Genomic DNA, 26,322 nt, shown 5'->3' with positions numbered 1-26,322 from the left:
GGCTCGGCGGGGCGGGGACGGGGTACGACGCGGCGCAGGCCCTTGGGGCGGTCGTCCGCCGCGCCCGTGCGCTGGGCGGGTACGTCCGCGGTGAAGCTGCCCGGGGAGCCGCCGGGAGCGTCGGCGGACGCGGCGGCCACGACTTCGTCGGGAGTGCCGAGGCGGGCGAGGATGCGGCGCACGGCGGCCGGGTTGTCGGCCGGGGACTGCGCCCGGCTCCGGTCGATCTCGTGGCGCAGCCCGGAGACGAGCCGCATGCGCGCGCCCGACGGCAGCTGGCGCTGCTGGGCCACGTCTCCGACCCTGCTCAGATAGTCGAAGACCAGCTGGTCGCTCTCGATCCCCACGAAGTCCCTCCGGGGTACGCCGCGTTCACCCGTACCGTATCCCGGGCACGCCGCCCCCGGGGGCTCCGGCCTCAGACCCCCGTGTCGGCACCGGCGGCCTCCTCCTCGCACGCCGCGCGGGCTCGGACCGTGCCGAACGGCGCCGCCCCCCGCACCGTCCCGCCTCACCCGCTACCGTTGACCGGATGACCCCCGAGGAGCGCTCGCGCAAGGAACCCCCGGCCACCGGCGGCGGCACCACGGCCCCCCGCTCGCTGGCCGAGTCCCTGCGCGCGCGGGACGACGCCTCCCTGTCGGCCCTCCTCCGTGCCCGCCCGGACCTCATCACGCCCGTCCCCACCGACCTCGCCCAGCTCGCCGCCCGCGCCGCCACCCGTGCGAGCGTCGTCCGCGCGCTGGAGCGCCTCGACCGGTTCGCCCTGCAGACCGCGCAGGCCCTGGCCGTGGCCGCGGACCCGGCGTCGTACGACGAACTCCTCGGCCTGCTGGCCGGCGACGGCGGCCAGCAGGCCGACCCCGTCGTCACCGAGGCCCTCCCCCACACCCTGGGCGCCCTCCGTGAACAGGCCCTCGTCTGGGGCACCGACGAGCGCCTCCGTCTCGTCCGCCAGGCCCGCGAACTGCTCGCCCCCTCCCCGCAGCACCCTTCGCCCACCGGCCTCGGCCCCACCGTCGCCGAGGCCACCGCGGGAATGTCCCCCGGCCGGATCCAGGAGATCCTGACCGCCACCGGGCTGCCCACCACCCACGACGCCGTGTCCGCCGTGGCCTCGCTCACCGCCCTGTTCACCGACCGCGCCCGCATCTCCGCGCTCCTTGCGACGGCCCCCGCCGAATCCCTCGACGTACTGTCCCGGCTGGTGTGGGGCCCGCCGTACGGCCAGGTCACCCCGGACCCCGCCCCGCGCCTGCGCTGGCTCCTCGACCGGGGCCTGCTGCTGCCGACGGCGCCGGGCACGGTCGTACTCCCCCGCGAGGTCGCCCTGCATCTGCGCTCCGGCCGCGCGCACCGCCACACAGAGCCGCTCCCGCCGCCCGTGGAGACCGGTGCGACGCACCGTCCACAGGTGGTGGACGCGACGGCTGCCGCCCAGGCGTACACGGCGCTCGCGACGATCGAGGAGCTGCTCAAGGACTGGGACGAGGGCGGTCCGCTGGTGCTGCGCGCGGGCGGCCTGAGCGTGCGCGACCTCAAACGGACGGCCGTGGCGCTCGACCTGTCCGAGCCCGCCGCCACCTTCTGGGTCGAACTGGCCTACGCGGCAGGCCTGTTGGCGTCGGACAGCGAGGCCGACGAGCGGTACGCGGCGACCCCCGCGTACGACGAGTGGCGGGACCTGCCCGCCACCGAGCAGTGGACTTGCCTCGCCACTGCCTGGCTCACGGCGACCCGCACCCCGGGCCTGGTCGGCGGCCGGGACGCCAAGGACCGTACGCTCTCCGCGCTCGGCCCCGGCCTCGACCGCTCGGCCGCGCCGGAGGTCCGCCATCGCGTCCTGACCCTGCTCGCCGGTCTGCCCGAGGGTGTCTCGGCCACCACCGACTCGCTCCTGTCCCGTCTGAGCTGGGAGCGCCCCTCGCGCGGTGACCGGCCGACGGCCGACGATCTGCGGACTCGCCTCGCCGGGTGGACTCTGTCCGAGGCCGAGGCGTTGGGCGTCACGGGCCGCGGCGCCCTGTCCACGCACGGCCGCGCCCTGCTCGGCGAGCTCCCGGACCACCCGCCGGCCCCGACCGGACCGGGCGACAAGCTCCCCGTGCACCGGCAGCACCACCGGCCCGTCCACGGCGAACCCGTCACCGCCGCGGAGCGGACGGCGGCCGCCTCCCGCGCCGCACACCTCCTCGCCCCGCTGCTCCCCGAGCCCCTGGACCATGTGCTGCTCCAGGCGGACCTGACGGCGGTGGCCCCCGGCCCGCTGGAGCGCCCGCTGGCCGAGGTGCTCGGCGTGCTCGCGGACGTCGAGTCGAAGGGCGGTGCGACGGTCTACCGCTTCACACCCGCGTCCGTGCGCCGCGCCCTGGACGCGGGCCGTTCGGCCTCGGACCTGCACGCGTTCCTCGCCACGCACTCCCGCACCCCGGTTCCGCAGCCGCTCACCTATCTGATCGACGACGTGGCCCGCAGGCACGGGCATCTGCGCGTCGGGGCGGCCTCGGCGTATGTGCGCTGCGACGACGACGCCCTGCTGAACGAGATCCTTGCCGACAAGCGCGCGGCCTCCCTGCGTCTGCGACGGCTGGCCCCAACGGTCGTGGCGGCCCAGACCGACCCGGCGACGCTCCTGGACGGACTGCGGGCGCTGGGGTTCGCCCCGGCCGCGGAGTCCGCCGAGGGCGACGTCCTGATCGCCCGCGCGCACGCCCACCGCACCCCGCCGCGTACTCCGCCGACGCCGGTCCCGGACGGGCCCCCGGCCCCGGACACCGCACTCCTCACGGCGGCCCTCCGCGCCATCCGCGCCGGCGACCTGGCCTCCACGACCCCCCACAAGACCGGCGGAGCACCCGCCGAGAGCAGCGACCTCCCCCGCACCACCTCCGCCGAGACCCTGGCCACCATGCAGGCCGCGGTCCTCACCGGCGGCTCCGTCTGGATCGGCTACGTCAACGCCGAGGGGGCCGCCACCCAACGCCTCATCGCGCCCGTCCGGGTCGAGGGAGGCTTCGTCACGGCCTACGACCACACGGCGGACGAGGTCCGCACGTATGCACTGCACCGGGTGACGGGGGTGGCGGAGCTGGCGGAGGACTAGGGCCCCGGCCCACCGGGCACGGCCTGAGGCGTCCGGTCAGCAGTCGCCGACGGGAGCGTCCGCGGGCAGGCCGAAGTGGTCACGGGCGGCGGCCTCCAGGCCAGCGGACGACACAGAGTCCGCCGGGCCGGGCTCGGCGAAGAAGCTGAAGTGGTCCTCCACCCACTTCCCGTACCCCTCGCCGTCCGGCGCCTCCTCCCGGGACACCACGCGATAGGCGCCGTCCGCATCCCGCTTCAGGCGCACCACCTGCGGGACGTCGACGCCGGAGCACTCCACGAGCGCGCCGTTCCGCACGCCGTACTCCACGCACAACGTGGTCACGCCCGCCCGTACGACGCCGTCCTTCTCGTCGAGGTCCCGTGCCTTCGCCCCGCAGAACCACCGAGCCCGGAGAGCGGGTTCCGTCTCCCCGTACCCGCTGCCCTTCGCGTCAGCCACCAGCCGGGCCTCGATCACCGGACGCACCTCGCTCCACAGGTACCCGTCGACGCCCGCCGGCCACACCACCCACGCCCCCGTCGCCACCAGCACCGCCACGGCTCCCAGCCCGAACCACCACCTGCGTACCCGCATCGCCCGAACTCCTCCCCGGGCGGCGCCCCCGCGCCGCACCCGCCCGTCAAGACCCGGCGTCGCAGGCACATGGTTGCAGCGCCCCCCGTGATCATCCGCTGATAGGGCACACCGGAGATTTGGCCGTACGGAAGGAAAGTGGGTAGGTGAACGGACCGCTGATCGTCCAAACGATCAGGCGCGATGCACACACTAGCGGATAGATCCGAGCTGTGGGGTGGGCGGCGGCCGAAGCCACCGCGAGACCGTCAGGCGGCGGGCTGCTGGCCTTGGTTGTCGAGGTGGCAGCGGGCGGTCAGGCGTCAGGGTCGACTTCGGGGTGCGTGAACCGCACGGGCTTGCCCAGCGACCGGGCGTAGGCGATTTCGGCTCGGGTGCTGTCTCCGATGTAGTCGCCGACTACGAGCACCTCATCAGCGAGCCGGATCTTCGCCCGGTGCAGATCGCCGAGTCGAACCTTCAGCGCCTCGACCTCGACGGGATCGGACCAAAGTTCATGCGGCGACTTCATGTCAAAGCCCGGTTTGACGACGATCTTTCCGGCTTTGGTCTCCCGCAGATCGGCCTCGTTCATCTCGGTCATGAACCGGGTGGAGCCGCAGATCACGACGATACGCGGGAGGCTCAACAGCTTCTTCGCGTCGGCGAGCTTCTCCTCGGGGGTGAGCAGATGCGGATATGACACTGGTTCCTCCTGGTGATGCGGTTCAAGGGGCGCCTGCGGAGACGAGAACGAGGGTGCTCAAGATCGTTTCGTGACGAACGACGTGCCCACCTTCACGAGGGAAGGCCCTTCTCCCCCTCCGCCGCCTTGCACCGCCGGTACCGTACAAGCATGAGACGGACTTCCTGACCTGTACCACTGCACATGCGCCACGCGGCCTGGGTACCGTCAAGACAGAAGCCCTGATGGATGGAGCACGATGCCTCGCCGCCCGCTGGACTGCCAGCGCCTCACCCCTAGGGGGGCGCGCTGATGCTGGAAGAAGCCGAAGAGATCGGCCGTCGCGCACGTCGCGCACGGCTCCGCCTCGGCATGACGCAAGCCGACCTCGCTGCCGCCCTGGGCAAGACACAGGGCTGGGTGTCCAAGATGGAACGCGGGCACATCGAACTCGACCGCGTCGGCCTGCTCAACCTGCTCGCCTCGGAACTGCACGTACACCCGAACGACCTGATCGGGCGTCCGTACAACAGCACCACCCCGGCCGAGAACCAGTGGCAGGTGTCTGCCGCCGCGATCATGCGTGAGCTGCGCCGTTACGACCTCGCTCCCGTCTTCGACGGAACTCCCCGCCCAGCCGGTCAACTGTGGCAGGAAACCACCCGCCTGCGCCGCCTTCGCGACGCTGCTGCGAACGTGGCGATCGTGCAGGTGCTCCCCGACCTGTTCCGTGAGGCGCGCGCCCTGGCCGAAGTCGCCACGGGCCACGAGCAGGAAGAGGCGTACGCCATCTACGCGGTGTGCTGCAAGTTCGCGCACACCGCCGCGCACGCCCTTGGACACCCGGAACTGGTCGCCATGGCGTGCGAACGGGCCGCATGGTCTGCGCGGCTGTCCGGCGACCCGGTGATGCCTGCCGTCGCCGATTGGATGCGCGTGTGGGACATGTGGGCCACGGCGGACTGGGACGACTCTGTTGCCCTGTCCGACAAGGCGATTCGCAGCGTGCAGCGGGACTACGACCGCGGTGAGCCGTTGGCCGTGCGGGCGTGGGGGTCACTGCAACTGCGCGCGGCAGTCTCGGCGGCGCGGGGTGGCCGTAAGGCCGAAGCGAAGGATCGGATCAAGCATGCACGGAGCGCGGCCAAGCGGATGGCTGAGGCCGCCGGCCCTCCGATCTACGACCGCCACAGTCTGACCTTCTCGCCGGGCAACGTGCAGATCCACGCGATCAGCGTCGCCTTGGAGATGCATCAGCAACGTGAGGCGCTCTCGATAAACCGGCGCACGAGCAAGGAGTTGATCGAGTCGCTTCCCAACTCCCGTCAGGGTCACCACCACATGGACCTTGCCCGCGCGTGGCTGTGGGATGGGAACCGCGACAAGGCGCTGAAGGAACTGGAGAAGGCTGAGGAGATCGCGCCCCAACTCGTTCGCAATCACCCCATCGCCCGGTCAACCCTGCGCAGCATCGTGTATGCCGAACGGGCAAGCACTCGGGAGAAGCTGCGCCGCATGTCAGACCGCTTCCACCTCGACGGCTGATGGACGTATTCCTGTGATTCATATTGGGCCCCGAGCACCCACCTAGCTTCGGGGCATGGCCGATCGAACCTCGCAGCAACTTCCCGCGTCCCAGACCGCTTTGAGCGCAGGCAGCCCCTTCCATCCCAGCCTTGGCGACCTCGCCATCGATCTGGCCAAGGCGGGGACCATCGGGGTCGTCGTCGCCCTGCCCAGCGACAACTCGGCGTCGTACCAACTCCGTCCGCCTGGCGGTGGCGCGGACTGGCGCGCAAGGTCCGACGGAAGCACCCTCCGCCCCGTGCCGGTTCCGGTCACGCACGTCACGCCCGTGAAGCGCGACGCCGTGTACGACCCGCGTGCGCAGCAAGCCGCCATGGCGGTAACCGTCCACTACGAGGACGGCGGCGTCTGTGAGTCGTTGCTCGTCCTCACCCCTGCGCAAGTCGAGCTGTACTACAACCAGCTCGGCCGCATGATCAAGGCGAGGGAATCGGCCCAGGATCGTCGGCGGTGAGCCCGGACGTGCTGATGATCGCCCCACCGACCTCTGCACGTGCCTTTGTGCGACCGCCCGTCGCATTCCGGTGTGAAGCCACTGCCCACGACCTCAGCGGCTCCCGCGAAGTCCTGCTCGCCACCTATCGCGGTCTTTCCCCACGCCTTGCGGCACGGTGGCTGAGAGCGTCCGCGCACCGTTTCGCGCGGCTGCTGTCCCCGGACGTCGGGGCCCTGGGCCTCCGTGACGCGATGCTCATCCTTGCGGGCCCGGAAGTCCCGCGCCCTGATGTCGAGTTGCGAGCGTGGGCGGACAGCGATCCGGCGTACGAGCAAGCCCTTCGAGCCCTCGCCGCAGGCCGCGTCTTCGTGTTCACCGTGACGGACCACGACGCTCGGTACTGCCTCCGCGTGTACCCGTTGCCGACTCGCCGGCCTCGCCTTCCGCAGCATCCTGCCCTGGCCGGGGGGCTACCCCACCCCTCGGTGAGGGCGGGCCGTCACCGACGTCCCCGCGGGCGTCGTCCGACCCGATGACTCCTGCCCCCGCGTCTTTTCCGGTTCCCCCCGGCGCGGGGGCGGGTCCACCACCCAATCGCAGCTGAACCGCTGAACGCACACCCGCCGCTCTGCGGCGCTGTCCTGCCCATCTACCGAGGGGAAGACGCGGTGACCATCTATCCCGTATCGCCGAACACCGTGCTCGCCAACGCGCTGACGAATGCTGAGGACCTGCTGAGGCCGCACATCGCCCAGGTGGCTCCGGAGCGCATCGTGTTCGTGGTGGGAACGCAGATCAACGGAGCATCGCACGTCGGCACGTCGCTGGTTCAGTCGCTCACGTTCGCCACGGCGGCCCGGATCCGGGACAGGTTCGGTGTACCGGCTGAAGTCCAGTTCGGCGCACTCGACAACGCCCCGTACGCCATCGTGACCGACAAGGAGACCGGTCACCGCTACCAACGGGCCTACGCGCACGCCCTGAGCGAGATGGGCATCGCTGACCAGGTCGACAAGCTGTACCACCCGCTGTTCACCGCGCTGTCCGAGCGCCTGGACGTGCCGTACTCCGTCGAGACCTACAGCCAGCAGCAGGCAGGCGAGCACTTCCGCCGTACCTGGCTGCGCCTGCTGCCCCGCCTGGACGCCGCACGCTGGCACCTGTCTCCGTCGTCCGACGTGCCACACGTTCGCGTTCCCTGCCCGCGCCCGGGATGCGGATGGGCCGAGAAGTACGCCGAGCGCACCCGCGTCCGTGACGACGGCTTCGAACGGGCAACCATCGCGGCTGTGTGCCTGCACCACGGCGAATACGAGGTCGTCATCGAACCCGCGACCGGTGGGTACCTCGACCTCGCCACGCTGTACCGGAACCTCGTCAAGGAACTGGCGATCGTTGGAGCGCAAGGCACGCTGTACGTCATGGCCAAGGGCGGCGACTGGATGCCTGGGTGCCTTCTCGTCGACGGCGCCCTACAGGCCGTGGGCCTCACACGCGGACAGATGACCGCCCGCCTCTCCTGCCCCCAGGTCGTCACGGACACGGGCGCGAAGCTGTCCAAGTCCCTCATCCGCGAGGGGCGCGCGCCCTTGCCCGACGGCGCGGCCCCGAGGACGCACGACACCCGCGAGCGGCCCGGCTCGCCGGCAGAGCACGTCGATCGCCTTCTCGGTCTGACCGACGTGCTACTCGCCGACCCACGCCATTTCTTCCGCTCGTACTCGGCCGGTGAACTCGGCCGGCTCATGTCCGCTGCAACAGCAAGGAGCGTTCCCGCCCCATGACGGAGACTGCCGCCGCACGCGTCCGCGAACTGAACCTCTACCGCCGGTACTTCGAACTCGTCGCCGCTGGTCAGAAGACGATCGAGGTGCGGGTGAAGTATCCCCACCTCGAAGACCTGGCCGCTGGAGACAGCATCCGCTTCCGCATCAAGGGCACCGACGAGACGTGTGACGTCCTGGTGAAACGGGTCACGGAGTACAAGTCGTTCGAGGAACTGCTGGACGGGGAAGGCCCGTTGAACGTCAATCCGGCCTCCTCCCGCGAGCAACAGCTCGCCAACATCCGCGATATCTACCCGGCGGAGAAGGAAGCGCTCGGCGCGCTCGCCATCGAAATCGAGCTGCCGCAAATGGTGTCGCGCTGTCGTATTGCCGCCCCTCTATCAAGGTCATCGGGCCCTGGCACAACCCCGACCAGCACGCCACCTGAAGCTCGCAGGAGCGTCACGGAGTCCACGTGGCTCCCGAAGCTCGATCGCCGGTTACCGAAAGGTCATATTCGGCGCGGTACGGCTCCGTCCTGCCAGCGGTAGAGGTCCCGCAGCAGGGAAATCTCAGCGCCGTGATGGATCAGCTCCCTATTGACGTGCAGGACCCTGTTCTCCATGGGAAACCGCTCGGGACCCACCGGGGGTGGATTCTCCAGGTCAGCGTCCGAGAGCGAGCGGACCCCCTCGTTCCATCTCCCGTACATCTCATCGAGCTGTTTCAGCGCCTCGTCAGCGGTCCCCGCGTAGGCGAATGTCTCGGAGTCGACGTCCTGGCCGCCGAAGTACCATCCGACCCGATAGCCCAGGCACGAGACAATGATGTGCGCCAGCCGCCAGGCAATCGTGGTCACCGGCGCCGGCACCGGGCCAGGGGACGCAAAGTCCATCGTCCACTCCCCCGAACCCTCCGACATCGGTGCGGCCGACGTGCCACGCGGGCGGACGCTCCAGCAGCCGCGCACCGGCTCCCAGAAGTACTCCTCATCGGTAAGACCCGCCAGCCGTGGCCGCAGGTTGGTGCGCCAGTGCCAGTCCAACTGCTCCGCGAGCCGCTCGCTTCTTGTCATTTCCGCACACTACAGACAACGGAGACCTGGCTGCGGGTGACAGCCTCGACCGATGATATGACGGATGATCAAGATCGCAGACTCCCGCCCGAGATCAGCATGAGTGTCCCGAGCGAGCCCCACGCCAGAGCCTCCGACCTGCATGTTCGAAGATGGCGAAGACTCCCTGAACACACACAGCGGCGCCCCCACCTCGTCCGTCAGGTGGGGGCGCCGCTGCGTGTGTCCGGTGACGTCGGCGTCAGCCCTGGCTGTCAGCCGCCTCGGTCTCCTGTTCGCTCTCCTTCGCGGCTGCCGCCCGCCGCATGTGCCCCTCTTCGCCGAAGTGCACCGACAGACGCGACGTGTCCAGCTTCTTGCCGCCACGCCGCGCGGGCGCCACCTCCACGTAGCCGCCCGCGTTCAACAGCAAATCTCGCTTACCGGCCACGTCCGAGCGCTTCCACTGCTCGGCGTGCGTCTCTCCGGTCGGCTCCGCCTTCACGCCGCCCGGCTTCGCCGTTCGCTGCCTCTCCTTCAGCGTCGCCAGTCGCTCTTCCAGCTTGGCGTACTGCTCCGCGTACCGGATCGCTCCGTCGTCGCCCCTGAACAGGCCCCGGTCGTAGCGATCCTTTTGCAGATCGGCCAACGCTTCCTCGGCCTGCCTGATCTGCGGGCGGAAATCCTCGCCCGCCTCCTGGACCATCCGCATCACGGAGAGGTGCCCGTACTTCGTGAGGAACTGCTCGGTGACGTGCTCCTCGGTGGTCACCCCTGCCACGGTCGGCCCGTAGCACTTCACGCCCGGCTTCTCCTCCCCCTTGGCCGCCCGCTGGCGGTACTTCAGGGGGCCGATGCACCGGTACCGAAGCTGACCGTTGCGCCCGCTGAAGGTGTACATGCGCTCGCCGCAGACTCCGCAGTGCATGATGCCGCGCAGCAGCGACGTCCCCTCCCGGCGCTTCTCGCCGGGATTGGCCCGGCGCTCCAACTCACCCTGGAGCGCCTGCCAGGTGTCCGTGTCGAGGATCGGCGGGCGGTTGACCAGCGGCAGACCGTCCGTCCGCAGGATCGGCTTTCCGTCCTCGATGACCTGGCCGAGCAACTGGGGATTGCCCAGCAGACTGCGCAGCGTCGTCGTGTACCACTGCTTGGAGTCGCTGCGCTTGCCCGTGGTCTGGCGTGAGGTGTGGCCGGGCGACGGGACGCCCTCCTTGTTGAGGTCGTTGATGATCTGCATGAGGGAGTCCTTGGCCAGGACCCGTTCCACGATCTTCCTGATCGTCTTGGCCTCGTCCTCGTTGACCGCGAGGACCTTGCCCGCCCCGGTGGGATTGAGGACGACCATGTACCCGTACGGGACCCGACCGCCGGTGTAGCGACCCTCGCGGCGCAGGTGCTCATGCGCGCTGGACACCCGCATGCCGATGGTGTCGGATTCCAGCTCCGCAAAGACCGCGATGACCTTCGCCATGGCTCGCCCCATGGACGACGTGAGGTCGAGCGGCTCCGTAGCCGACGCGAGCGCGACGCCCTGGTGCTCCGCGAGTCGCATGATCTCCGCGAAGTCGACCGTCGAGCGTGCGAGCCGGTCGATCTTGAAGAACACGATCACGTCCAGCTCGGCGAGCCTGGTCAGAATGCGTTGCAGACCCGGCCGGTCGAGGCCCCGCGAGAAGCCGGAGACATCGATGTCTTCCTCGACAGCTATGACGTCCCAGCCACGTGCCTCACACAGCGCCTCGCACGCCGCTCTCTGGCGCTCAGGAGAAGTCGTCTCGTCCGTTTCACGCGATAGGCGAACATAGATAGCGGCGCGCATCCCCGGCGCGTCGGCCGGTACGCCCTTCCGGCGGCGGGCACGGGGCATGGCCCGAGCCGTGGCAGGTGTGGCGTCTGTCACGGTGACAATCCTATCCGCGGAGGTATGCGTGTCCTGCCTAATCGTCCAGTCGGACAAGACCCTGCTGCTCGAAGTGGACCACGAGCAGGCCGACGACTGCCGTCGGGCCATCGCGCCGTTCGCCGAGCTGGAGCGGGCGCCGGAGCACATCCACACCTATCGGGTGACCCCGCTCGGGCTGTGGAACGCACGAGCGGCCGGGCACGACGCCGAGCAGGTCGTGGACGCGCTCGTGCAGTACAGCCGGTACCCGGTGCCGCACGCGCTGCTCGTCGACATCGCCGAGACCATGGACCGCTACGGGCGGCTGACCCTCACCAAGCACCCCGCCCACGGGCTGGTGCTCACCAGCACCGACCGGCCCGTCCTCGAAGAGGTGCTGCGGTCCAAGCGGATCGCCCCGCTGGTCGGGGCCCGGATCGACCAGGACAGCGTCGCCGTCCATCCCTCCGAGCGTGGGCAGATCAAGCAGACGCTGCTCAAGCTGGGCTGGCCCGCCGAGGACCTGGCCGGGTACGTCGACGGCGAGGCGCACCCCATCGAGCTGCGCGAGGACGGCTGGGCCCTGCGGGCCTACCAGAAGCAGGCCGTGGAGAACTTCTGGCACGGCGGCAGCGGGGTCGTCGTCCTGCCCTGTGGTGCGGGCAAGACGCTCGTCGGCGCGGGCTCCATGGCCCAGGCCAAGGCCACCACCCTCATCCTCGTCACCAACACCGTCTCCGCCCGGCAGTGGAAGCACGAGCTGGTCAAGCGCACGTCGCTCACCGAGGACGAGATCGGCGAGTACTCCGGCACACGCAAGGAGATCCGCCCGGTCACCATCGCCACCTACCAGGTGCTCACCACCAAGCGGAAGGGTGTCTATCCGCACCTGGAGCTGTTCGACTCCCGCGACTGGGGGCTCATCGTCTACGACGAGGTGCACCTGCTGCCTGCGCCCGTCTTCAAGTTCACGGCGGACCTGCAGGCGCGCCGGCGGCTCGGGCTGACGGCGACCCTGGTGCGCGAGGACGGCCGCGAGTCGGACGTGTTCTCCCTCATCGGCCCCAAGCGGTTCGACGCGCCCTGGAAGGAGATCGAGGCCCAGGGGTACATCGCGCCCGCCGACTGCGTGGAGGTGCGGGTGAACCTCACCGCCTCCGAGCGGCTCGCGTACGCCACCGCCGAGACCGAGGAGAAGTACCGGTTCTGCGCCACCACCGACACCAAGCGGAAGGTGACCGAGGCGCTGGTGCGGCGCTTCGCCGGGCAGCAGATCCTCGTCATCGGGCAGTACATCGACCAGCTGGACGAGCTGGGTGAGCACCTGGGCGCGCCCGTCATCAAGGGCGAGACCTCCAACGCCCAGCGCGAGAAGCTCTTCGACGCCTTCCGCGAGGGCGAGATCAGCGTGCTCGTCGTCTCCAAGGTGGCGAACTTCTCCATCGACCTGCCGGAGGCGACCGTCGCCATCCAGGTGTCGGGGACGTTCGGGTCGCGGCAGGAGGAGGCCCAGCGGCTGGGGCGGGTACTGCGGCCCAAGGCCGACGGGCATCAGGCGCACTTCTACTCGGTCGTGGCGCGCGACACCATCGACCAGGACTTCGCCGCCCACCGCCAGCGCTTCCTGGCGGAACAGGGGTACGCGTACCGGATCATGGACGCGGACGAACTGCTGGCCGAGGAGACCTGAGCACCGCAGGGCCGCTACCGGGGGCGGCGGACGCCCGTCTCCTCGCTGTACTCACCGAGGAGAAGCACGTCGACCGCGGCGCCCGCGAACACCTTGACGGCGCGCAGGGCGTCACCGAGGCGGTGGCGGTGGTGTGTGCCGTCGAGGACGGTCGCACCAGGCAACGGGGCCGACGGGATGGTTGCTGCACTCATGTCTCCATGGTGGAACCACCTGACCCGGATGGCGTCGGACCAAGGGCGTAACCTGCGCGGCGTCCTCGTCCTTCTCCGGTCACACACGTCTCGTACTCCGGAGGGACGTCATCCCCTAGGGCACCTGGGGTGACGCCCCTGAGAGCGCGGGGTCCGTACCACCGGTCCGGGGCCCGAGACCGCCCAGAAATCCGTTGGCCACCGCATCCGTCCGTCATTACAATTCCTCCCTTGCCCGCCTCCCTTCACGGAGAGCCGTCGTCCGGACGGAAACCGGACGGCCAAGACCGCCACCCGTCACCGCGGCAGCCGGCCCAGCGCGTACGCGCCCCGACCGGCCCGCCTCCCCCGCGTTCCCGGCTTCGTTCGAACAAGGGGACCCACCGCCCCGGAGGCACCTTTCCGTGTCCACGCCGTCCGCCCCGTCCGACCCCGGTCCCCTCTCGCGCGAGCGCTCCCATCTCACCGCCTCCCGGGCCGCGCTGCGCGCGATGCGTGAGGACGTGGAGAACCTCGACATCAGCGACGTCACCGCGAACTGGGTCAACGCCGAGGTCCTCGCCCGCCAGATCGACGACCGCATCAAGGCACTCGCCGACCTCAGCCACACCCCCCTCTTCTTCGGCCGCCTCGACTACCTGCACGCTCCCGGCGCCGACCGGGCGGAGGGCGCGGAGGGCGAGCACTTCTACATCGGGCGGCGGCACGTCCACGACGCGGACGGCGACCCGATGGTGATCGACTGGCGCGCGCCCGTCTCCCAGCCGTTCTACCGGGCCTCGAAGAAGGACCCGATGGACGTCGCGCTGCGCCGCCGCTTCGGCTACACCGGCGGCGACCTCACCGCGTACGAGGACGAGCACCTCTCGGACCCCGCCGAGGCGGCGACCACCAGCAAGCTGCTCCAGCAGGAGATCGAGCGCCCGCGCGTCGGCCCGATGCGCGACATCGTCGCCACCATCCAGCCCGAGCAGGACGAGATCGTCCGCAGCGGGCTGTCCGGCACCGTCTGCGTGCAGGGAGGCCCGGGGACGGGGAAGACCGCGGTGGGCCTGCACCGGGTCGCGTACCTCCTCTACGCCCACCGCGAGCGGCTCGCCCGCACCGGCACCCTCGTCATCGGCCCCAACAAGTCCTTCCTGCACTACATCGAGCAGGTGCTGCCCGCCCTCGGCGAGCTGGAGGTCAAGCAGGCGACGGTCGACGACCTCGTCGCGCACGTCGAGGTGCGCGGGAGCGACACCGCGGCCGCCGCCGTCGTCAAGGGCGACGCACGCATGGCGGAGGTCCTGCGCAGGGCCGTCCGCTCGCATGTCACGCCGCCCACCGAGCCGGTCGTGGTGGTGCGCGGCTCGCGGCGCTGGCGGGTGCCCGCATACGAACTGGACGATACTGTCAGGGAGTTGCTCGACCGGGACATCCGCTACGGCGCCGCCCGCGAGGCCCTTCCCCAGCGGATCGCGCACGCCGTGCTGGTCCAGATGGAGCGGTCCGGAGAGGCGCCGGACGACCGCGTTCAGGACGCCGTCGCCCGCAACTCGGCCGTGAAGGCGGCGGTCAAGGCGATCTGGCCGCCCGTCGACCCCGCCAAACTGGTCCTGCGGCTGCTCACCGACGCCGACTTCCTCGCCGAGCACGCGGACGGGATCCTCGACGGGGACGAGCAGAAGGAGATCCTCTGGGCGAAGCCGGTGCGGTCGGTGAAGTCCGCCAAGTGGTCGGCCGCGGACGCCGTGCTGATCGACGAGGCGACCGATCTCGTCCAGCGCACGCACTCGCTCGGGCACGTCGTCCTCGACGAGGCGCAGGACCTCTCACCGATGCAGTACCGGGCCGTCGGCCGCCGCTGCACGACCGGTTCGGCGACCGTGCTGGGCGACCTCGCGCAGGGCACCACGCCCTGGGCGACGCAAAGTTGGCAGGACGCGCTCGCCCATCTCGGGAAGGCGGACGCGATGGTCGAGGAGCTGACGGCCGGTTTCCGCGTGCCGACGGACGTGATCACGTACGCCTCCAGGCTGCTGCCGCACATCGCGCCGGGCCTGACACCGGTCGCGTCGGTGCGTGAGAACCCGGGGTTCTTCGAGGTGCGGGCGACCACGGCGGACCGCGATGTCATCACCGCCTGCGAGGAGTTGCTGCTGCGGGAGGGCTCGACCGGCCTGATCGCCGCCGACGCCCGCATCCCCGCGCTCGCCGCGGCGCTCGCCGCGGCGGGCATCGGCCATCTCGCCCCCGGTGAGGAGACCACGCGGGAGACCCGGCTGACCCTGGTCCCGGCGTCACTCGCCAAGGGTCTGGAGTACGACTACGTGGTCCTCGACGAGCCGCAGGCCGTCGTCGACGGCGAACCGGACGAACGGACGGGCCTGCGCCGCCTGTACGTGGCCCTGACCCGTGCGGTCTCGGGCCTGATCGTCACCCACGCGGCACCCCTGCCGCCCCAGCTGGGCTGACCCGCACGACACGGCCCCCGGTGCCGACGGGACGAGGGCACCGGGGGCCGCGAGGAGACGGCGGACGCGGAGATCAGCCGGACTTCTTGAACTTGTTGCTGGTCGCCAGGTACACCTGCTTGGCGTTGGCGCCCAGCCGCGGTCCGGTGATGTAGGTCCTGCGGTCACTCAGGGAGTTGTTCGACACCAGGTACGTACGGCCGTTGTGCGTCATGAACCACGGGCCGCCCGAGGCGCCGCCGTTCATCGTGCAGCCGATCATGTACTGCGCCGGGTAGTTGCTCGGGTAGCTGTAACCGAGCACCGCACGCTTGGTCGCGCCACGGCAGTCGTACATCTTCGAGCCGTCGTACGGGGCCTCGGCAGGGTAGCCGCGGACCTTCATGTCTTTGATCTTGTTGGCCGCGGGGGCGTTGAACCACACCGGGAGCGCCGAACCGGTCATCTCCTGAAGGGACTTGCGCCCCTTCTCCGGCCGCACATGGAGCACGGCGTAGTCGTAGGCGCTGGCCACCGTGCCCTGGTGGGCGCCGCCCTTGATCCAGTCACCCGACGTCGTGGCCCAGTCGGCCCACCAGATGCCGTACGGGGAGACCGCGGTGGAGCGGACGTTCTGCGACGCCTGCTGCCTGTTGTACCGGCCGGTGTTGTCGAACGACGGCACGAAGGCGATGTTGCGGTACCAGCCACCGCCCTTGCCCGCGTGCACGCAGTGGCCGGCCGTCCACACCAGGTTGGACTTGCCGGGGTGCGCCGGGTCGGCGACGACCGTGGCGGAGCACTCCGAGCCGCCCTGCGGGGTGGTGAAGAACAGCTTGCCGACCGGCGCCGCGTAGTGGTGGTACGTCGTCGCGACCCGTGTGGCCGCCTTCCGCTTCACCGCGCCGTCAGGGGCGTACATGTACGTCGTTCTGCCACCGCCGGTGCTGGTGCTGCTCGCCGTGGCGACCCCGGGAATGCTCGCCTCGGCCTTCGCGACCCGCTCCGGGGTCCAGAAGTCCTTGATGTACGGGTTCGCGAACTCCTCGGCCTTGGACTTCCAGTTGCCGAAGTCCTGCCAGCCGCCGTCCTTCCACTTCTGCAGTGCGTCACCGTTGAGCTCGGTGGGGATGCCGTCCGGCAGCTTGAAGCCGCCGAGCGTGTTCCCGCCCCCGTCCTGCCCGGTGTCGACGCCCGGATCACCCTGGTCCGCCTGGGCCGACGACGAGGCCGATGCCTTGCTCTCGTCCTTCGTCTTGCTGTCGCAGGCCGTGGCGGTCACCATGACCGCCGCGATCACGGCGGCAGCGGCCGCGACACCGCGGCGGCGTATGAATGGCATGGAGCTTGGTCCCCCTGTGGCTGATTCTTGTCATGCCCCGGCTTGGCCGGAGTTCCCTACTATGCACGCCGGAGGACGCACGGTGATCAGCGGGGGACGGTCAGCACACAACAACTACCTGTCGGATATGAATCCGTGACATGCCGTCACATCGCAAACGGCGCCAACGGCGACCGGCCGCACACCGCAAGAGCCACCCGGGCCGGTCAGCCGTCGACGGCCGTGCGCCACTGGCGTACCGCCTCCGGTGAGACCGGAGCGGTCCAGCCGTGAGGGCGGGCCGCGCCGCCGATATGGAAGGCGTCGACACCGGCCGCGCGCAGCCGGGGGACATGGTCGAGACGGAGGCCGCCGCCGACCAGGAGCTGCTGGGTGTAGCCGGGCTCGCCGCGCCGGGCCGCCTCGGCGGCGAGGGTGGGCAGGCCGTCGTCCACGCCGTGCCGCGAGCCCGCCGTCAGGTAGGTGTCCAGGCCCGGAAGATCGGCGAGCCGCTTGCGCAGGGCGTCGCGATCGGCGGCGCGGTCGATCGCGCGGTGGAAGGTCCAGCGGCAGCCGTCCAGCTCCGCGACCAGCCGCTCCACGGCGCCGAGGTCGGGCCCGCCGTCCGCACCGAGGAACCCGAGCACGAACTCGTCGGCGCCGGCCGCGCGCAGCTCACGCGCGGTGCGTACGAGCGCCTCGATGTCACCGGCCGCGAACCCGTCCCGCAGACGGAGCATCACGCGCAGCGGGATGCCGACGGCGGTGCGGATCGCGGCGAAGGTCTCCACCGCGGGGGTGAGCCCGTCGGCGGCCATGTCGGCGACCAGCTCGAGGCGGTCCGCACCTCCGGCCTGGGCGGCGACCGCGTCCTCGGCGTCGAGGGCGATCACCTCCAGGACTGCACGCGTGCTCATAGGACCCCTTCCGTCGGTGTTCCCCTGGCGCTACTACAGGTCTAGTCCAATCCAAGGGTACGACGGCGAAGGTGCCGGGACGATTGAACCGGGGACCGTCGACGGCTCCGCAGCCGAAGTTGTTCGGTCCCCACGGAAGAATGCCCGCATGGCCGACCTCGACGCGTTGCGTACCCGCTGGCTGCGGACCCTGTCGGCGGCGCGGCAGGGCGCGGCGGGACCCGACCCCGCCCCCTACGCCGACAATCTGCTGCGCCGCTGGTCGGAGCCGCAGCGCCGCTACCACACGACCGACCACCTGGCGGCCGTCCTGGACCACATCGACGCGCTCGCCGAGTGCGCCGACGACCCCGACGCGGTACGCCTCGCCGCCTGGTTCCACGACGCGGTCCACCTGCCGGAGCGCTCGGAGAACGAGGAGCGCTCGGCCCGTCTCGCCGAGCGGGCGCTCCCCGAGGCCGGGGTGCCGCAGGCCACGACGGCCGAGGTCGCCCGGCTGGTCCGGCTCACCGGCACACACGCGCCCGAGCCCGGCGACGCCAACGGCGCGGTCCTGTGCGACGCCGACCTGGCGATCCTGGCGGCACCCGCCGAGACGTACGCGGCGTACACGGCGGCGATCCGCGAGGAGTACGGCTTCGTCCCCGACGACGCGTTCGGCGCGGCCCGCGCGGCCCTCCTACGTCAGCTCCTCCGCCTGCCACGGCTGTTCCGGACGCCGTATGGGGAACGGGAGTGGGAGGAGCCGGCCCGCCGCAACCTCCGCACCGAGCTGACGCGGCTGGGCGCCTGAAACGCGGGAATGCCGGCACACCGGTCGGTGTTGCCCATGGACATGCCCGCAACCGCCGCACGCCCCCGCATGCCCCTGGCCGTCTACGTCCTCGGACTCTCCGTCTTCGCACTCGGTACCAGCGAGTTCATGCTCTCCGGGCTGCTGCCGCCCATCGCCGAGGACATGGGTGTCTCGATCCCCCGCGCCGGGCTGCTGATCTCCGCGTTCGCGATCGGGATGGTCGTCGGGGCGCCGCTGCTCGCGGTGGCCACCCTGCGGCTGCCCCGGCGTACGACGCTCGTCTCGCTGATCGCGCTGTTCGGGCTCGGGCAGGTCGCCGGTGCGCTCGCGCCGTCGTACGCCGTGCTGTTCGCGTCCCGCGTCGTCAGCGCGCTGGCCTGTGCGGGGTTCTGGGCGGTCGGTGCCTCCGTCGCCGTGGCGATGGCGCCCGTCGGCGCCCGGGCCCGTGCGCTCGCCGTGATGATCGGCGGGCTGTCCATCGCGAACGTGCTTGGCGTCCCCGCCGGGGCCTTCCTCGGCGAACACCTCGGCTGGCGGTCCGCGTTCTGGGCCGTCGCGGCGTCCTCGGCCGTCGCCCTCGCCGGTGTCGCCACCCTCATCCCGCGCATCCCGCTGCCCGATGAGAAGCCCCGCCTCCGGCAGGAGGTGACCATCTACCGCGATCCCCAGGTCTGGCTCGCCATCGCCGTCGTGATGCTCGCCGCCGGCGGGGTCTTCTGCACCTTCAGCTATCTCGCCCCGCTGCTCACGGACGTGACCGGACTCGACTCCGGCTGGGTGCCCACCGTGCTCGCCCTGTTCGGGGTCGGCGCAATCGTCGGTACGACGATCGGCGGGCGCGTCGCCGACGCGCACCTCTTCGGCGTCCTGCTCTCCGGCACCGGCGCCTCGACGGTCCTGCTGGTCACGCTCGCCCTCCTCGGGCAGTACGCCACCGCGGCCGTCATCCTCGCCTTCCTTCTCGGCGTCTCCTCCTTCTACACCGCGCCGGCCCTCAACGCCCGCCTCTTCAACGTGGCCGGTGCCGCCCCCACCCTGGCCGGCGCCACCACCACCGCGGCCTTCAACCTCGGCAACGCCGGCGGCCCCTGGCTCGGCGGCGCGGTCATCGACGCGGGCCTGGGCTTCTCCTCGACGGCATGGGCGGGAGCGGCGATCACCGCGACCGGCATGGGCGCGGTGGCCCTCTCCCTGCGGCTGCAGCGGCGCGGACAGGCGTCCAAGGTCGTGGCCGGGGCGGCGGCCGCAGTGGAAAACCCGGTACGGAGCGAGGCCTGACAGCCCCTATTCTCACCGGCATGCGAAGCATAGGTGGGGAACGGGTGGAAGAGGCCGTCGCGGGCTGCGTGTCCGTGCTGCGGACGGCGGTGGACCAGGACTGGGACAAGGTGCGGGCCGGGCGGCTGGAGTGGAGCTGCCGCCGGACCGCCGAGCACATCGCGGGCGATCTCATCGCGTACGCGGGGCAGTTGGCCGGGCGGGCGCAGGACGCGTACGTCCCCTTCGAGATCACGTTCGACGAGGGCACCGACAACCGGGGCGCCCTGCAGGTGATCGAGACGACGGGGGCGCTGCTCGCCGCCGCCGTCGCCACCGCGCCCCGTCAGGCGCGCGCCTTCCACCCGTACCCCTTCCGCAGCGCGAACCGGGAGGGGTTCGCCGCGATGGGCATCGTCGAGGTGCTGCTGCACACGCACGACATCGCCGAGGGACTGGGCCTCGCCTACGAGCCGGCCGCCGAGCTGTGCGAGGACGTCCTGACCCGGATCTTCCCGCAGGTGCGGCCCGGCCCCGACCACTGGCGCACGCTCCTGTGGGCCACGGGCCGCGGCGACCTGCCCGGACGCGCACCGGTGACCGAATGGCGCTGGAGCAACAACGTGGTGATCCCCACCGAACGTCTCACCCTGGAGGGCGTCACCCCGGCGGCCGCCGCCGATCTGGCCGGGGGCGGCACCGGTGGCTTCGAGTGGCTCGACGGCGGCCCCTTCGAGGGCACGCGGGACGCCGCCGGAATGCTGGTGAAGGCGTACCAGGCCGGGGTGCACCGCCCGGAGTGGGGCGTGTTCGTGCTCGTACGCTCCGAGGACGGCCGCGCGGTCGGGGCCATGGGCTTCCACGGCGCCCCGGACGAGGAGGGGAAGGCGGAGGTCGGCTACGACCTGGTGGAAGGCGCCCGCGGCCACGGCTACGCGACCGAGTCGCTGCGCGCGCTCACCGCATGGGCACTGGCCAAGGACGGCGTCAGCACCCTCACGGCCACCGTCGACCGGACGAACACCCCCTCGCAAGGCGTGGTCTCACGGGCCGGGTTCACCCGGGTGGGCGAGGACGAGGAGACCTACGCGTACGCGCTGAAGGGCTGAGCCCCGGGGCGTTCCCGTTGCACCCGCGCGGACCGATGCGTGACCCCCGGGCCTTCACCGCCCGGGTCGTCACGACGAGGGCATCCCGCCCGTCGCCCGCCCCAGCGACCCCACCGCCGCGACCTTCACCCCGGCCTTGTGGCACACCCAGTACGGGTCGGGCCCGAGTTCCGGCTCGACGTCGAGGGCGTGCGGGCCGCCGGAGGGGCAGACCGGGCACAGCGGCCAGCGTCCGTACCGCTCCAGCAACGCGTCCTGGACGTCCTGCGCGACCAGCCCCGCCACGTAGTCCGCACCCGCGGGCCATTGCTCCACCCACCAGCGCCTCTGTACGACGGAGTCCTCGACGAGCGAGACGACGTCCGCCTCGGCGACCTCTCCCGTGACCAGATCGGCGAGCACGCGCGCGCGGGCCGCGTGCAGGGCCTGCTCCAGGGGGTTGATGGGATCCATGTCCCCATTGTGCGCACTCTTGACCACACGTCCCACTCGAAAATATCTTTCACAATGTGACCCAGGACGTGAAGGAAATTTTCGGGCAGGCGCCGGTGGGCCCCGGCATGCCCCCCGCCCCCGCCGCACTCGCCGCCAAGGTGCGGACCCTCGCCCCCTCCATGACCCGGTCCATGCACCGCGTCGCCGAGGCCGTCGCCGGGGACCCGGCCGGGTGCGCGGCACTCACCGTCACCGGGCTCGCCGAGCTGACCGGCACCAGCGAGGCCACCGTCGTCCGCACGGCCCGTCTCCTCGGCTACCCCGGCTACCGGGACCTGCGACTCGCGCTCGCGGGCCTCGCCGCCCAGCAGCAGTCCGGCAGCGCCCCGGCCGTCACCGCCGACATCGCGGTCGACGACTCCCTCGCGGACGTCGTCGCCAAGCTCGCCCACGACGAACAGCAGACCCTCGCCGACACGGCGGCCGGGCTCGACACCGTACAGCTGGGCGCCGCGGTGGCCGCGCTCGCCGCCGCCCGCCGTATCGACGTGTACGGCGTGGGGGCGTCCGGGCTCGTCGCCCAGGACCTCGCACAGAAGCTGCTGCGCATAGGGCTCATAGCCCATGCGCACAGCGATCCCCACCTCGCCGTCACCAACGCCGTGCAACTGCGCGCCAAGGACGTGGCGATCGCGATCACGCACTCGGGCTCCACCGGCGACGTCATCGAGCCGCTGCGCGCGGCGTTCGAGCACGGTGCGACGACCGTCGCCGTCACCGGCCGCCCCGACGGGCCCGTCACGCAGTACGCCGACCACGTCCTCACCACGTCCACGGCGCGCGAGAGCGAGCTGCGGCCGGCCGCGATGTCGTCCCGTACCAGTCAACTCCTCGTCGTGGACTGCCTGTTCATCGGTGTGGCACAGCGGACCTACGAGACCGCCGCGCCCGCACTGTCCGCCTCGTACGAGGCCCTCGCACACCGCCATCACCCACGTGGCGGAGCAAAGCGCTGACCGTGCCCGTCCCCTGCTCAGAGCAGCACCGCACCGGAAAGAGCGACCCCCGATGACCTCCACGTCCGACCCCCGTGAGCTCCGCACCGAGTTGGAGACTCTGACCACCGAGGCGTTCCGTCCCGAGCTGGCCGAGATCGACCGGCTGCCGACACTGGAGATCGCCACGATCATGAACGGCGAGGACGCGACCGTACCGGGCGCGGTCGCCGCGCGGCTCCCGCAGATCGCCGCGGCGATCGACGCCATCACGGAGCGCATGGCCCGCGGCGGCCGGCTCGTCTACGCAGGCGCGGGCACCGCCGGGCGGCTCGGCGTCCTCGACGCCTCCGAGTGCCCGCCGACCTTCAACACGGACCCCGCCCAGGTCATGGGCCTGATCGCGGGCGGCCCGGACGCGATGGTGACGGCGGTCGAGGGCGCGGAGGACTCCGGGGAACTGGCGGCGAGGGACCTCGACGCGCTGGAGCTGACGGCCCGTGACACGGTGGTCGGCATCTCGGCCTCGGGCCGCACACCGTACGCGGTCGGCGCGGTGGAGCACGCCCGCTCGCTCGGCGCGCTCACGGTCGGCCTGTCCTGCAACGCGGACAGCGCTCTCGCGGCGGCCGCCGAACACGGCATCGAGATCGTGACCGGCCCCGAACTGGTCACCGGCTCGACCCGCCTGAAGGCGGGCACGGCGCAGAAGCTGGTCCTGAACATGCTCTCGACGATCACGATGATCCGCCTGGGCAAGACGTACGGGAACCTGATGGTCGACGTCCGGGCCTCCAACGACAAGCTGCGCGCCCGCTCCCGCCGCATCGTGGCGCTGGCGACGGGTGCGCCCAACGAGGAGATCGAGCGCGCCCTGGCGGAGACGGGCGGCGAGGTCAAGAACGCGATCCTGACGATCCTGGGCGGCGTGGACGGCACCTCGGCCGCGCGGCTCCTCGCGGGGAGCGGAGGGAATCTGCGCACGGCACTGGAGAGGGCGGCGGGCTGACGTGGAGGGCGGCGCCCCGGTGCCGTGAGGGCGCCGCCCCTGCCCGCAGGGCTCAGCTCAGCGTCTGCAGCGCCGCCGCGTCGTACGGCTTCAGTTCGTCGAAGCGCCCCTGGAGGACCTTCGCCGCCCACTGCGGATCCTGGAGCAGGGCGCGGCCGACGGCGACCATGTCGAACTCCTCCGACTCCATCCGGTCCAGGAGGTTGTCGATGCCCTTGACCGCGGCGCCCTCGCCCATGAAGGCGCGGATGAAGTCGCCGTCCAGGCCCACCGAGCCGACCGTGAGCGTCGGCTTGCCCGTGAGCTTCTTCGCCCAGCCCGCCAGGTTGAGGTCGGCGCCGTCGAACTCCGGCAGCCAGTAGCGGCGCGTGGAGGCGTGGAAGGCGTCCACACCGGCCGCGGCGAGCAGGGTGAGGACTGCCTCCAGTTCCTCGGAAGTCTCGGCGATCCGGGCGTCGTAGGCGTCCTGCTTCCACTGCGAGAAGCGGAAGAGGACCGGGAACTCGGGCGAGACTGCCTCCCGTACGGCCGCCACGATCTCCGCCGCGAACTTTGTACGGGCCACGGGGTCGCCGCCGTACGCGTCCGTGCGCCGGTTGGTGCCCGCCCACAGGAACTGGTCGACCAGGTAGCCGTGCGCGCCGTGCACTTCCACGCCGTCGAAGCCGGCCCGCTCCGCCGCGCCGGCCGCCTCCGCGAAGGCCGCGATCACATCGTCGAGGTCCTGCCGCGTCATGGCCCGGCCCGCGCCCTCGGTGCCGTCGAGGCGGATGCCCGACGGGCCGACGGCCGGCGCGCCCACGTACGGCGGGTCACCGGCGTTGCGCACCATGCCGATGTGCCACAGCTGCGGCACGATCGCGCCGCCCGCCGCGTGCACCGCCTCTGCGACCTTCGCCCAGCCCGCCAGCTGCTCCTCGCCGTGGAACCGCGGGATGCGGTCGCTCTGACCGGCCGAGGCGTGGCCCACGTACGTGCCCTCGGTGATGATCAGGCCCACATCGGCGGCCGCGCGGCGTGCGTAGTACGACGCGACGTCCTCGCCCGGGACGCCGCCGGGCGAGAACTGGCGGGTCATGGGCGCCATCGCGATGCGGTTCCGGACGGTCAGGCCGTTGATCGTGGCGGGGCGGGAGAGGATCTCGGCCGCGCGGGACGGGGAGGCGGAGACGGTCACGTGGGAACTCCTTGCCGAGGTAGGGACGCACCGGGTGTATGCATATGCATGTTCAGGTGTCCCAACGACCTCCCGGACCGCGACATTCCGTACCGGGGTTCCGCCGCGGTGTGATCCCTGATACGCCCGAGGGCGGCACCCCCTGTCTCCAGGGGGTGCCGCCCTCGGTACGTGAAGGACGGGTCCGATCCTCGGAAGGATCAGAAGTCCATGTCACCGCCCGGCATGCCGCCCGGAGCGGCCGCGGCGGCCTTCTCCGGCTTGTCGGCGATGACGGCCTCGGTGGTGAGGAACAGCGCGGCGATGGAGGCGGCGTTCTGCAGGGCGGAACGGGTCACCTTCGCCGGGTCGATGATGCCTTCCTTGACCAGGTCGACGTACTCGCCGGTCGCGGCGTTCAGGCCGTGACCCGGGGTCAGGTTGCGCACCTTCTCCACCACGACGCCGCCCTCGAGGCCGGCGTTGACGGCGATCTGCTTCAGCGGGGCCTCGAGCGCCAGCTTGACGGCGGCGGCACCGGTGGCCTCGTCGCCTTCCAGCTCCAGCTTCTCGAAGACCTGGGAGGCCTGCAGCAGGGCCACGCCACCACCGGCGACGATGCCCTCCTCGACGGCCGCCTTCGCGTTGCGGACGGCGTCCTCGATGCGGTGCTTGCGCTCCTTGAGCTCCACCTCGGTGGCGGCACCGGCCTTGATGACGGCCACGCCGCCGGCCAGCTTCGCCAGACGCTCCTGCAGCTTCTCGCGGTCGTAGTCGGAGTCGCTGTTCTCGATCTCGGCGCGGATCTGGTTCACGCGGCCGTTGACCTGCTCGGAGGAGCCGGCACCGTCGACGATGGTGGTCTCGTCCTTGGTGATGACGACCTTGCGGGCGCGGCCCAGGAGGTCCAGGGTCGCGTTCTCCAGCTTGAGGCCGACCTCCTCGGAGATGACCTCGCCGCCCGTGAGGATGGCGATGTCGCCGAGCATGGCCTTGCGGCGGTCGCCGAAGCCCGGGGCCTTGACGGCGACGGACTTGAAGGTGCCGCGGATCTTGTTGACGACCAGGGTCGACAGGGCCTCGCCCTCGACGTCCTCGGCGATGATCAGCAGCGGCTTGCCCGACTGCATGACCTTCTCCAGGAGCGGGAGCAGGTCCTTGACGTTGGAGATCTTGGAGTTGGCGATCAGGATGTACGGGTCGTCGAGGACGGCCTCCATACGCTCCATGTCGGTGGCGAAGTACGCCGAGATGTAGCCCTTGTCGAAGCGCATACCCTCGGTGAGCTCGAGCTCCAGACCGAAGGTCTGCGACTCCTCGACGGTGATGACGCCTTCCTTGCCGACCTTGTCCATGGCCTCGGCGATGAGCTCGCCGATCTGGGTGTCGGCGGCGGAGATGGAGGCCGTGGAGGCGATCTGCTCCTTGGTCTCGACGTCCTTCGCCTGCTCCAGCAGGGCGGCGGAGACGGCCTCGACGGCCTTCTCGATACCGCGCTTCAGGGCCATCGGGTTGGCACCGGCGGCGACGTTGCGCAGGCCCTCGCGGACCAGCGCCTGAGCGAGCACGGTCGCCGTGGTCGTACCGTCACCGGCGACGTCGTCCGTCTTCTTGGCGACTTCCTTGACCAGCTCGGCGCCGATCTTCTCGTACGGGTCCTCGAGCTCGATCTCCTTGGCGATGGAGACACCGTCGTTGGTGATCGTGGGGGCGCCCCACTTCTTCTCGAGGACGACGTTGCGACCCTTGGGGCCGAGCGTCACCTTGACGGCGTCCGCGAGCTGGTTCATGCCGCGCTCGAGGCCGCGCCGCGCCTCCTCGTCGAACGCGATGATCTTGGCCATGTGAAGTGGTCCTCCCAGGACTGGGGGTGATGACTTCGGACCGCGCCCGCGCCCGCGACGGACGGCCCCGGCCGGTGGTTCCTTGCCCCACCC

21 protein-coding genes and 2 pseudogenes are annotated in these 26,322 nt (G+C 71.1%); 12 read left to right on the top strand and 11 right to left on the bottom strand.

Annotation, left to right across the window (positions count from 1 at the left end):
- Positions 1–347, bottom strand: a pseudogene (locus BIV24_RS29855) (hypothetical protein); the annotation flags it as partial.
- 185 nt (positions 348–532) lie between these two features.
- Between BIV24_RS29855 and BIV24_RS29850 the strand changes: the two are divergent.
- Positions 533–3,103: a helicase-associated domain-containing protein gene (locus tag BIV24_RS29850; protein WP_071369591.1), complete on the top strand. Its 2,571-nt coding sequence runs from the start codon at positions 533–535 to the stop codon at positions 3,101–3,103.
- A gap of 36 nt (positions 3,104–3,139) precedes the next feature.
- Here the strand turns inward: BIV24_RS29850 and BIV24_RS29845 are convergent, their stop codons facing one another.
- Both BIV24_RS29845 and BIV24_RS29840 read right to left on the bottom strand, forming a co-directional pair.
- Positions 3,140–3,679 (bottom strand): hypothetical protein, encoded by a 540-nt coding sequence (locus BIV24_RS29845; RefSeq protein WP_071369590.1) that lies wholly within the window; start codon positions 3,677–3,679, stop codon positions 3,140–3,142.
- A 295-nt stretch (positions 3,680–3,974) separates the two neighbouring features.
- Entirely contained in the window at positions 3,975–4,364 is a 390-nt protein-coding gene (locus tag BIV24_RS29840) for a TIR domain-containing protein (RefSeq protein WP_071369589.1), read from the bottom strand.
- A 291-nt stretch (positions 4,365–4,655) separates the two neighbouring features.
- Between BIV24_RS29840 and BIV24_RS29835 the strand changes: the two genes are divergently transcribed.
- From BIV24_RS29835 to BIV24_RS29820, 4 genes and pseudogenes are all read left to right on the top strand, one after another.
- A complete protein-coding gene (locus tag BIV24_RS29835) occupies positions 4,656–5,888 on the top strand; it encodes a helix-turn-helix domain-containing protein (RefSeq protein WP_071369588.1) in 1,233 nt (410 codons plus the stop codon).
- Between the two features lie 55 nt (positions 5,889–5,943).
- A complete protein-coding gene (locus tag BIV24_RS29830) occupies positions 5,944–6,384 on the top strand; it encodes a hypothetical protein (RefSeq protein WP_079168646.1) in 441 nt (146 codons plus the stop codon).
- A gap of 650 nt (positions 6,385–7,034) precedes the next feature.
- Entirely contained in the window at positions 7,035–8,150 is a 1,116-nt protein-coding gene (locus BIV24_RS29825; protein ID WP_071369587.1) for a hypothetical protein, read from the top strand.
- Positions 8,147–8,491: pseudogene (locus BIV24_RS29820) on the top strand (ASCH domain-containing protein); the annotation flags it as partial. The gene BIV24_RS29825 and the pseudogene BIV24_RS29820, both read left to right, overlap by 4 nt.
- Before the next feature lie 152 nt (positions 8,492–8,643).
- On the opposite strand, the gene BIV24_RS29815 reads toward BIV24_RS29820, so the two are convergent.
- Positions 8,644–9,207: a DinB family protein gene (locus tag BIV24_RS29815; RefSeq protein WP_071369586.1), complete on the bottom strand. Its 564-nt coding sequence runs from the start codon at positions 9,205–9,207 to the stop codon at positions 8,644–8,646.
- 241 nt (positions 9,208–9,448) lie between these two features.
- Entirely contained in the window at positions 9,449–11,089 is a 1,641-nt protein-coding gene (locus BIV24_RS34050) for a recombinase family protein (RefSeq protein WP_177198872.1), read from the bottom strand.
- 28 nt (positions 11,090–11,117) lie between these two features.
- On the opposite strand from BIV24_RS34050, the gene BIV24_RS29805 reads away from it, so the two are divergent.
- Positions 11,118–12,761, top strand: coding sequence for a DNA repair helicase XPB (locus BIV24_RS29805; protein ID WP_071369584.1), 1,644 nt, complete (start codon positions 11,118–11,120; stop codon positions 12,759–12,761).
- 14 nt (positions 12,762–12,775) lie between these two features.
- On the opposite strand, the gene BIV24_RS29800 is transcribed toward BIV24_RS29805, so the two are convergent.
- Positions 12,776–12,955 (bottom strand): hypothetical protein, encoded by a 180-nt coding sequence (locus BIV24_RS29800; protein ID WP_071369583.1) that lies wholly within the window; start codon positions 12,953–12,955, stop codon positions 12,776–12,778.
- A gap of 491 nt (positions 12,956–13,446) precedes the next feature.
- Here BIV24_RS29800 and BIV24_RS29795 point away from each other — a divergent pair, with 491 nt between their 5' ends.
- On the top strand, positions 13,447–15,411 hold the full coding sequence (locus BIV24_RS29795; RefSeq protein WP_245767001.1) for a HelD family protein: 1,965 nt from the start codon (positions 13,447–13,449) through the stop codon (positions 15,409–15,411).
- 73 nt (positions 15,412–15,484) lie between these two features.
- Here the strand turns inward: BIV24_RS29795 and BIV24_RS29790 are convergent, their stop codons facing one another.
- Entirely contained in the window at positions 15,485–16,732 is a 1,248-nt protein-coding gene (locus BIV24_RS29790) for a trypsin-like serine peptidase (protein ID WP_071369581.1), read from the bottom strand.
- 206 nt (positions 16,733–16,938) lie between these two features.
- Positions 16,939–17,628: a copper homeostasis protein CutC gene (locus BIV24_RS29785; RefSeq protein ID WP_071369580.1), complete on the bottom strand. Its 690-nt coding sequence runs from the start codon at positions 17,626–17,628 to the stop codon at positions 16,939–16,941.
- A 148-nt stretch (positions 17,629–17,776) separates the two neighbouring features.
- Here BIV24_RS29785 and BIV24_RS29780 point away from each other — a divergent pair, with 148 nt between their 5' ends.
- The 3 genes from BIV24_RS29780 (at position 17,777) to BIV24_RS29770 (ending at position 20,790) form a co-directional block, all read left to right on the top strand.
- A complete protein-coding gene (locus tag BIV24_RS29780; protein ID WP_071369579.1) occupies positions 17,777–18,421 on the top strand; it encodes an HD domain-containing protein in 645 nt (214 codons plus the stop codon).
- Between the two features lie 69 nt (positions 18,422–18,490).
- Positions 18,491–19,702 carry a Cmx/CmrA family chloramphenicol efflux MFS transporter gene (locus BIV24_RS29775; RefSeq protein ID WP_107459805.1) on the top strand — a complete coding sequence of 404 codons (1,212 nt, stop codon included), beginning with the start codon at positions 18,491–18,493 and terminating at the stop codon, positions 19,700–19,702.
- A 20-nt stretch (positions 19,703–19,722) separates the two neighbouring features.
- Positions 19,723–20,790 carry a GNAT family N-acetyltransferase gene (locus BIV24_RS29770; protein ID WP_107459803.1) on the top strand — a complete coding sequence of 356 codons (1,068 nt, stop codon included), beginning with the start codon at positions 19,723–19,725 and terminating at the stop codon, positions 20,788–20,790.
- A 69-nt stretch (positions 20,791–20,859) separates the two neighbouring features.
- Here the strand turns inward: BIV24_RS29770 and BIV24_RS29765 are convergent, their stop codons facing one another.
- A complete protein-coding gene (locus BIV24_RS29765) occupies positions 20,860–21,243 on the bottom strand; it encodes a hypothetical protein (RefSeq protein ID WP_071369576.1) in 384 nt (127 codons plus the stop codon).
- A 56-nt stretch (positions 21,244–21,299) separates the two neighbouring features.
- Between BIV24_RS29765 and BIV24_RS29760 the strand changes: the two genes are divergently transcribed.
- Both BIV24_RS29760 and murQ read left to right on the top strand, forming a co-directional pair.
- Positions 21,300–22,241 (top strand): MurR/RpiR family transcriptional regulator, encoded by a 942-nt coding sequence (locus tag BIV24_RS29760; protein ID WP_071369575.1) that lies wholly within the window; start codon positions 21,300–21,302, stop codon positions 22,239–22,241.
- A 52-nt stretch (positions 22,242–22,293) separates the two neighbouring features.
- Positions 22,294–23,229 (top strand): N-acetylmuramic acid 6-phosphate etherase, encoded by a 936-nt coding sequence (murQ, locus tag BIV24_RS29755; protein ID WP_071369574.1) that lies wholly within the window; start codon positions 22,294–22,296, stop codon positions 23,227–23,229.
- Between the two features lie 52 nt (positions 23,230–23,281).
- Here murQ and BIV24_RS29750 read toward each other — a convergent pair whose 3' ends face one another.
- Together BIV24_RS29750 and groL are read right to left on the bottom strand one after the other, a co-directional pair.
- Entirely contained in the window at positions 23,282–24,406 is a 1,125-nt protein-coding gene (locus BIV24_RS29750; RefSeq protein ID WP_071369573.1) for an NADH:flavin oxidoreductase, read from the bottom strand.
- Positions 24,407–24,606: 200 nt separating this feature from the next.
- The gene (gene groL / locus BIV24_RS29745; RefSeq protein ID WP_071369572.1) at positions 24,607–26,229 is read right to left on the bottom strand and encodes a chaperonin GroEL; all 1,623 of its coding nucleotides are present in this window, start codon (positions 26,227–26,229) and stop codon (positions 24,607–24,609) included.
- Between the last annotated feature and the right edge of the window lie 93 nt (positions 26,230–26,322).

The organism is Streptomyces colonosanans (genome assembly GCF_001866645.1).
Classification (GTDB): domain Bacteria; phylum Actinomycetota; class Actinomycetes; order Streptomycetales; family Streptomycetaceae; genus Streptomyces; species Streptomyces colonosanans.
Note: the sequence above shows the minus strand (reverse complement) of the source record. Positions and strands in the feature narration are given on the sequence as shown.

Excerpts from the sequence above, each read along its gene's own strand:
- BIV24_RS29850 (WP_071369591.1), top strand. The coding sequence starts at position 533 with ATGACCCCCGAGGAGCGCTCGCGCAAGGAACCCCCGGCCACCGGCGGC.
- BIV24_RS29845 (WP_071369590.1), bottom strand. The coding sequence starts at position 3,679 with ATGCGGGTACGCAGGTGGTGGTTCGGGCTGGGAGCCGTGGCGGTGCTG.
- BIV24_RS29835 (WP_071369588.1), top strand. The coding sequence starts at position 4,656 with ATGCTGGAAGAAGCCGAAGAGATCGGCCGTCGCGCACGTCGCGCACGG.
- BIV24_RS29830 (WP_079168646.1), top strand. The coding sequence starts at position 5,944 with ATGGCCGATCGAACCTCGCAGCAACTTCCCGCGTCCCAGACCGCTTTG.
- BIV24_RS29815 (WP_071369586.1), bottom strand. The coding sequence starts at position 9,207 with ATGACAAGAAGCGAGCGGCTCGCGGAGCAGTTGGACTGGCACTGGCGC.
- BIV24_RS29800 (WP_071369583.1), bottom strand. The coding sequence starts at position 12,955 with ATGAGTGCAGCAACCATCCCGTCGGCCCCGTTGCCTGGTGCGACCGTC.
- BIV24_RS29795 (WP_245767001.1), top strand. The coding sequence starts at position 13,447 with ATGCGTGAGGACGTGGAGAACCTCGACATCAGCGACGTCACCGCGAAC.
- BIV24_RS29790 (WP_071369581.1), bottom strand. The coding sequence starts at position 16,732 with ATGCCATTCATACGCCGCCGCGGTGTCGCGGCCGCTGCCGCCGTGATC.
- BIV24_RS29785 (WP_071369580.1), bottom strand. The coding sequence starts at position 17,628 with ATGAGCACGCGTGCAGTCCTGGAGGTGATCGCCCTCGACGCCGAGGAC.
- BIV24_RS29780 (WP_071369579.1), top strand. The coding sequence starts at position 17,777 with ATGGCCGACCTCGACGCGTTGCGTACCCGCTGGCTGCGGACCCTGTCG.
- BIV24_RS29775 (WP_107459805.1), top strand. The coding sequence starts at position 18,491 with ATGCCCCTGGCCGTCTACGTCCTCGGACTCTCCGTCTTCGCACTCGGT.
- BIV24_RS29770 (WP_107459803.1), top strand. The coding sequence starts at position 19,723 with ATGCGAAGCATAGGTGGGGAACGGGTGGAAGAGGCCGTCGCGGGCTGC.
- BIV24_RS29765 (WP_071369576.1), bottom strand. The coding sequence starts at position 21,243 with ATGGATCCCATCAACCCCCTGGAGCAGGCCCTGCACGCGGCCCGCGCG.
- murQ (WP_071369574.1), top strand. The coding sequence starts at position 22,294 with ATGACCTCCACGTCCGACCCCCGTGAGCTCCGCACCGAGTTGGAGACT.
- groL (WP_071369572.1), bottom strand. The coding sequence starts at position 26,229 with ATGGCCAAGATCATCGCGTTCGACGAGGAGGCGCGGCGCGGCCTCGAG.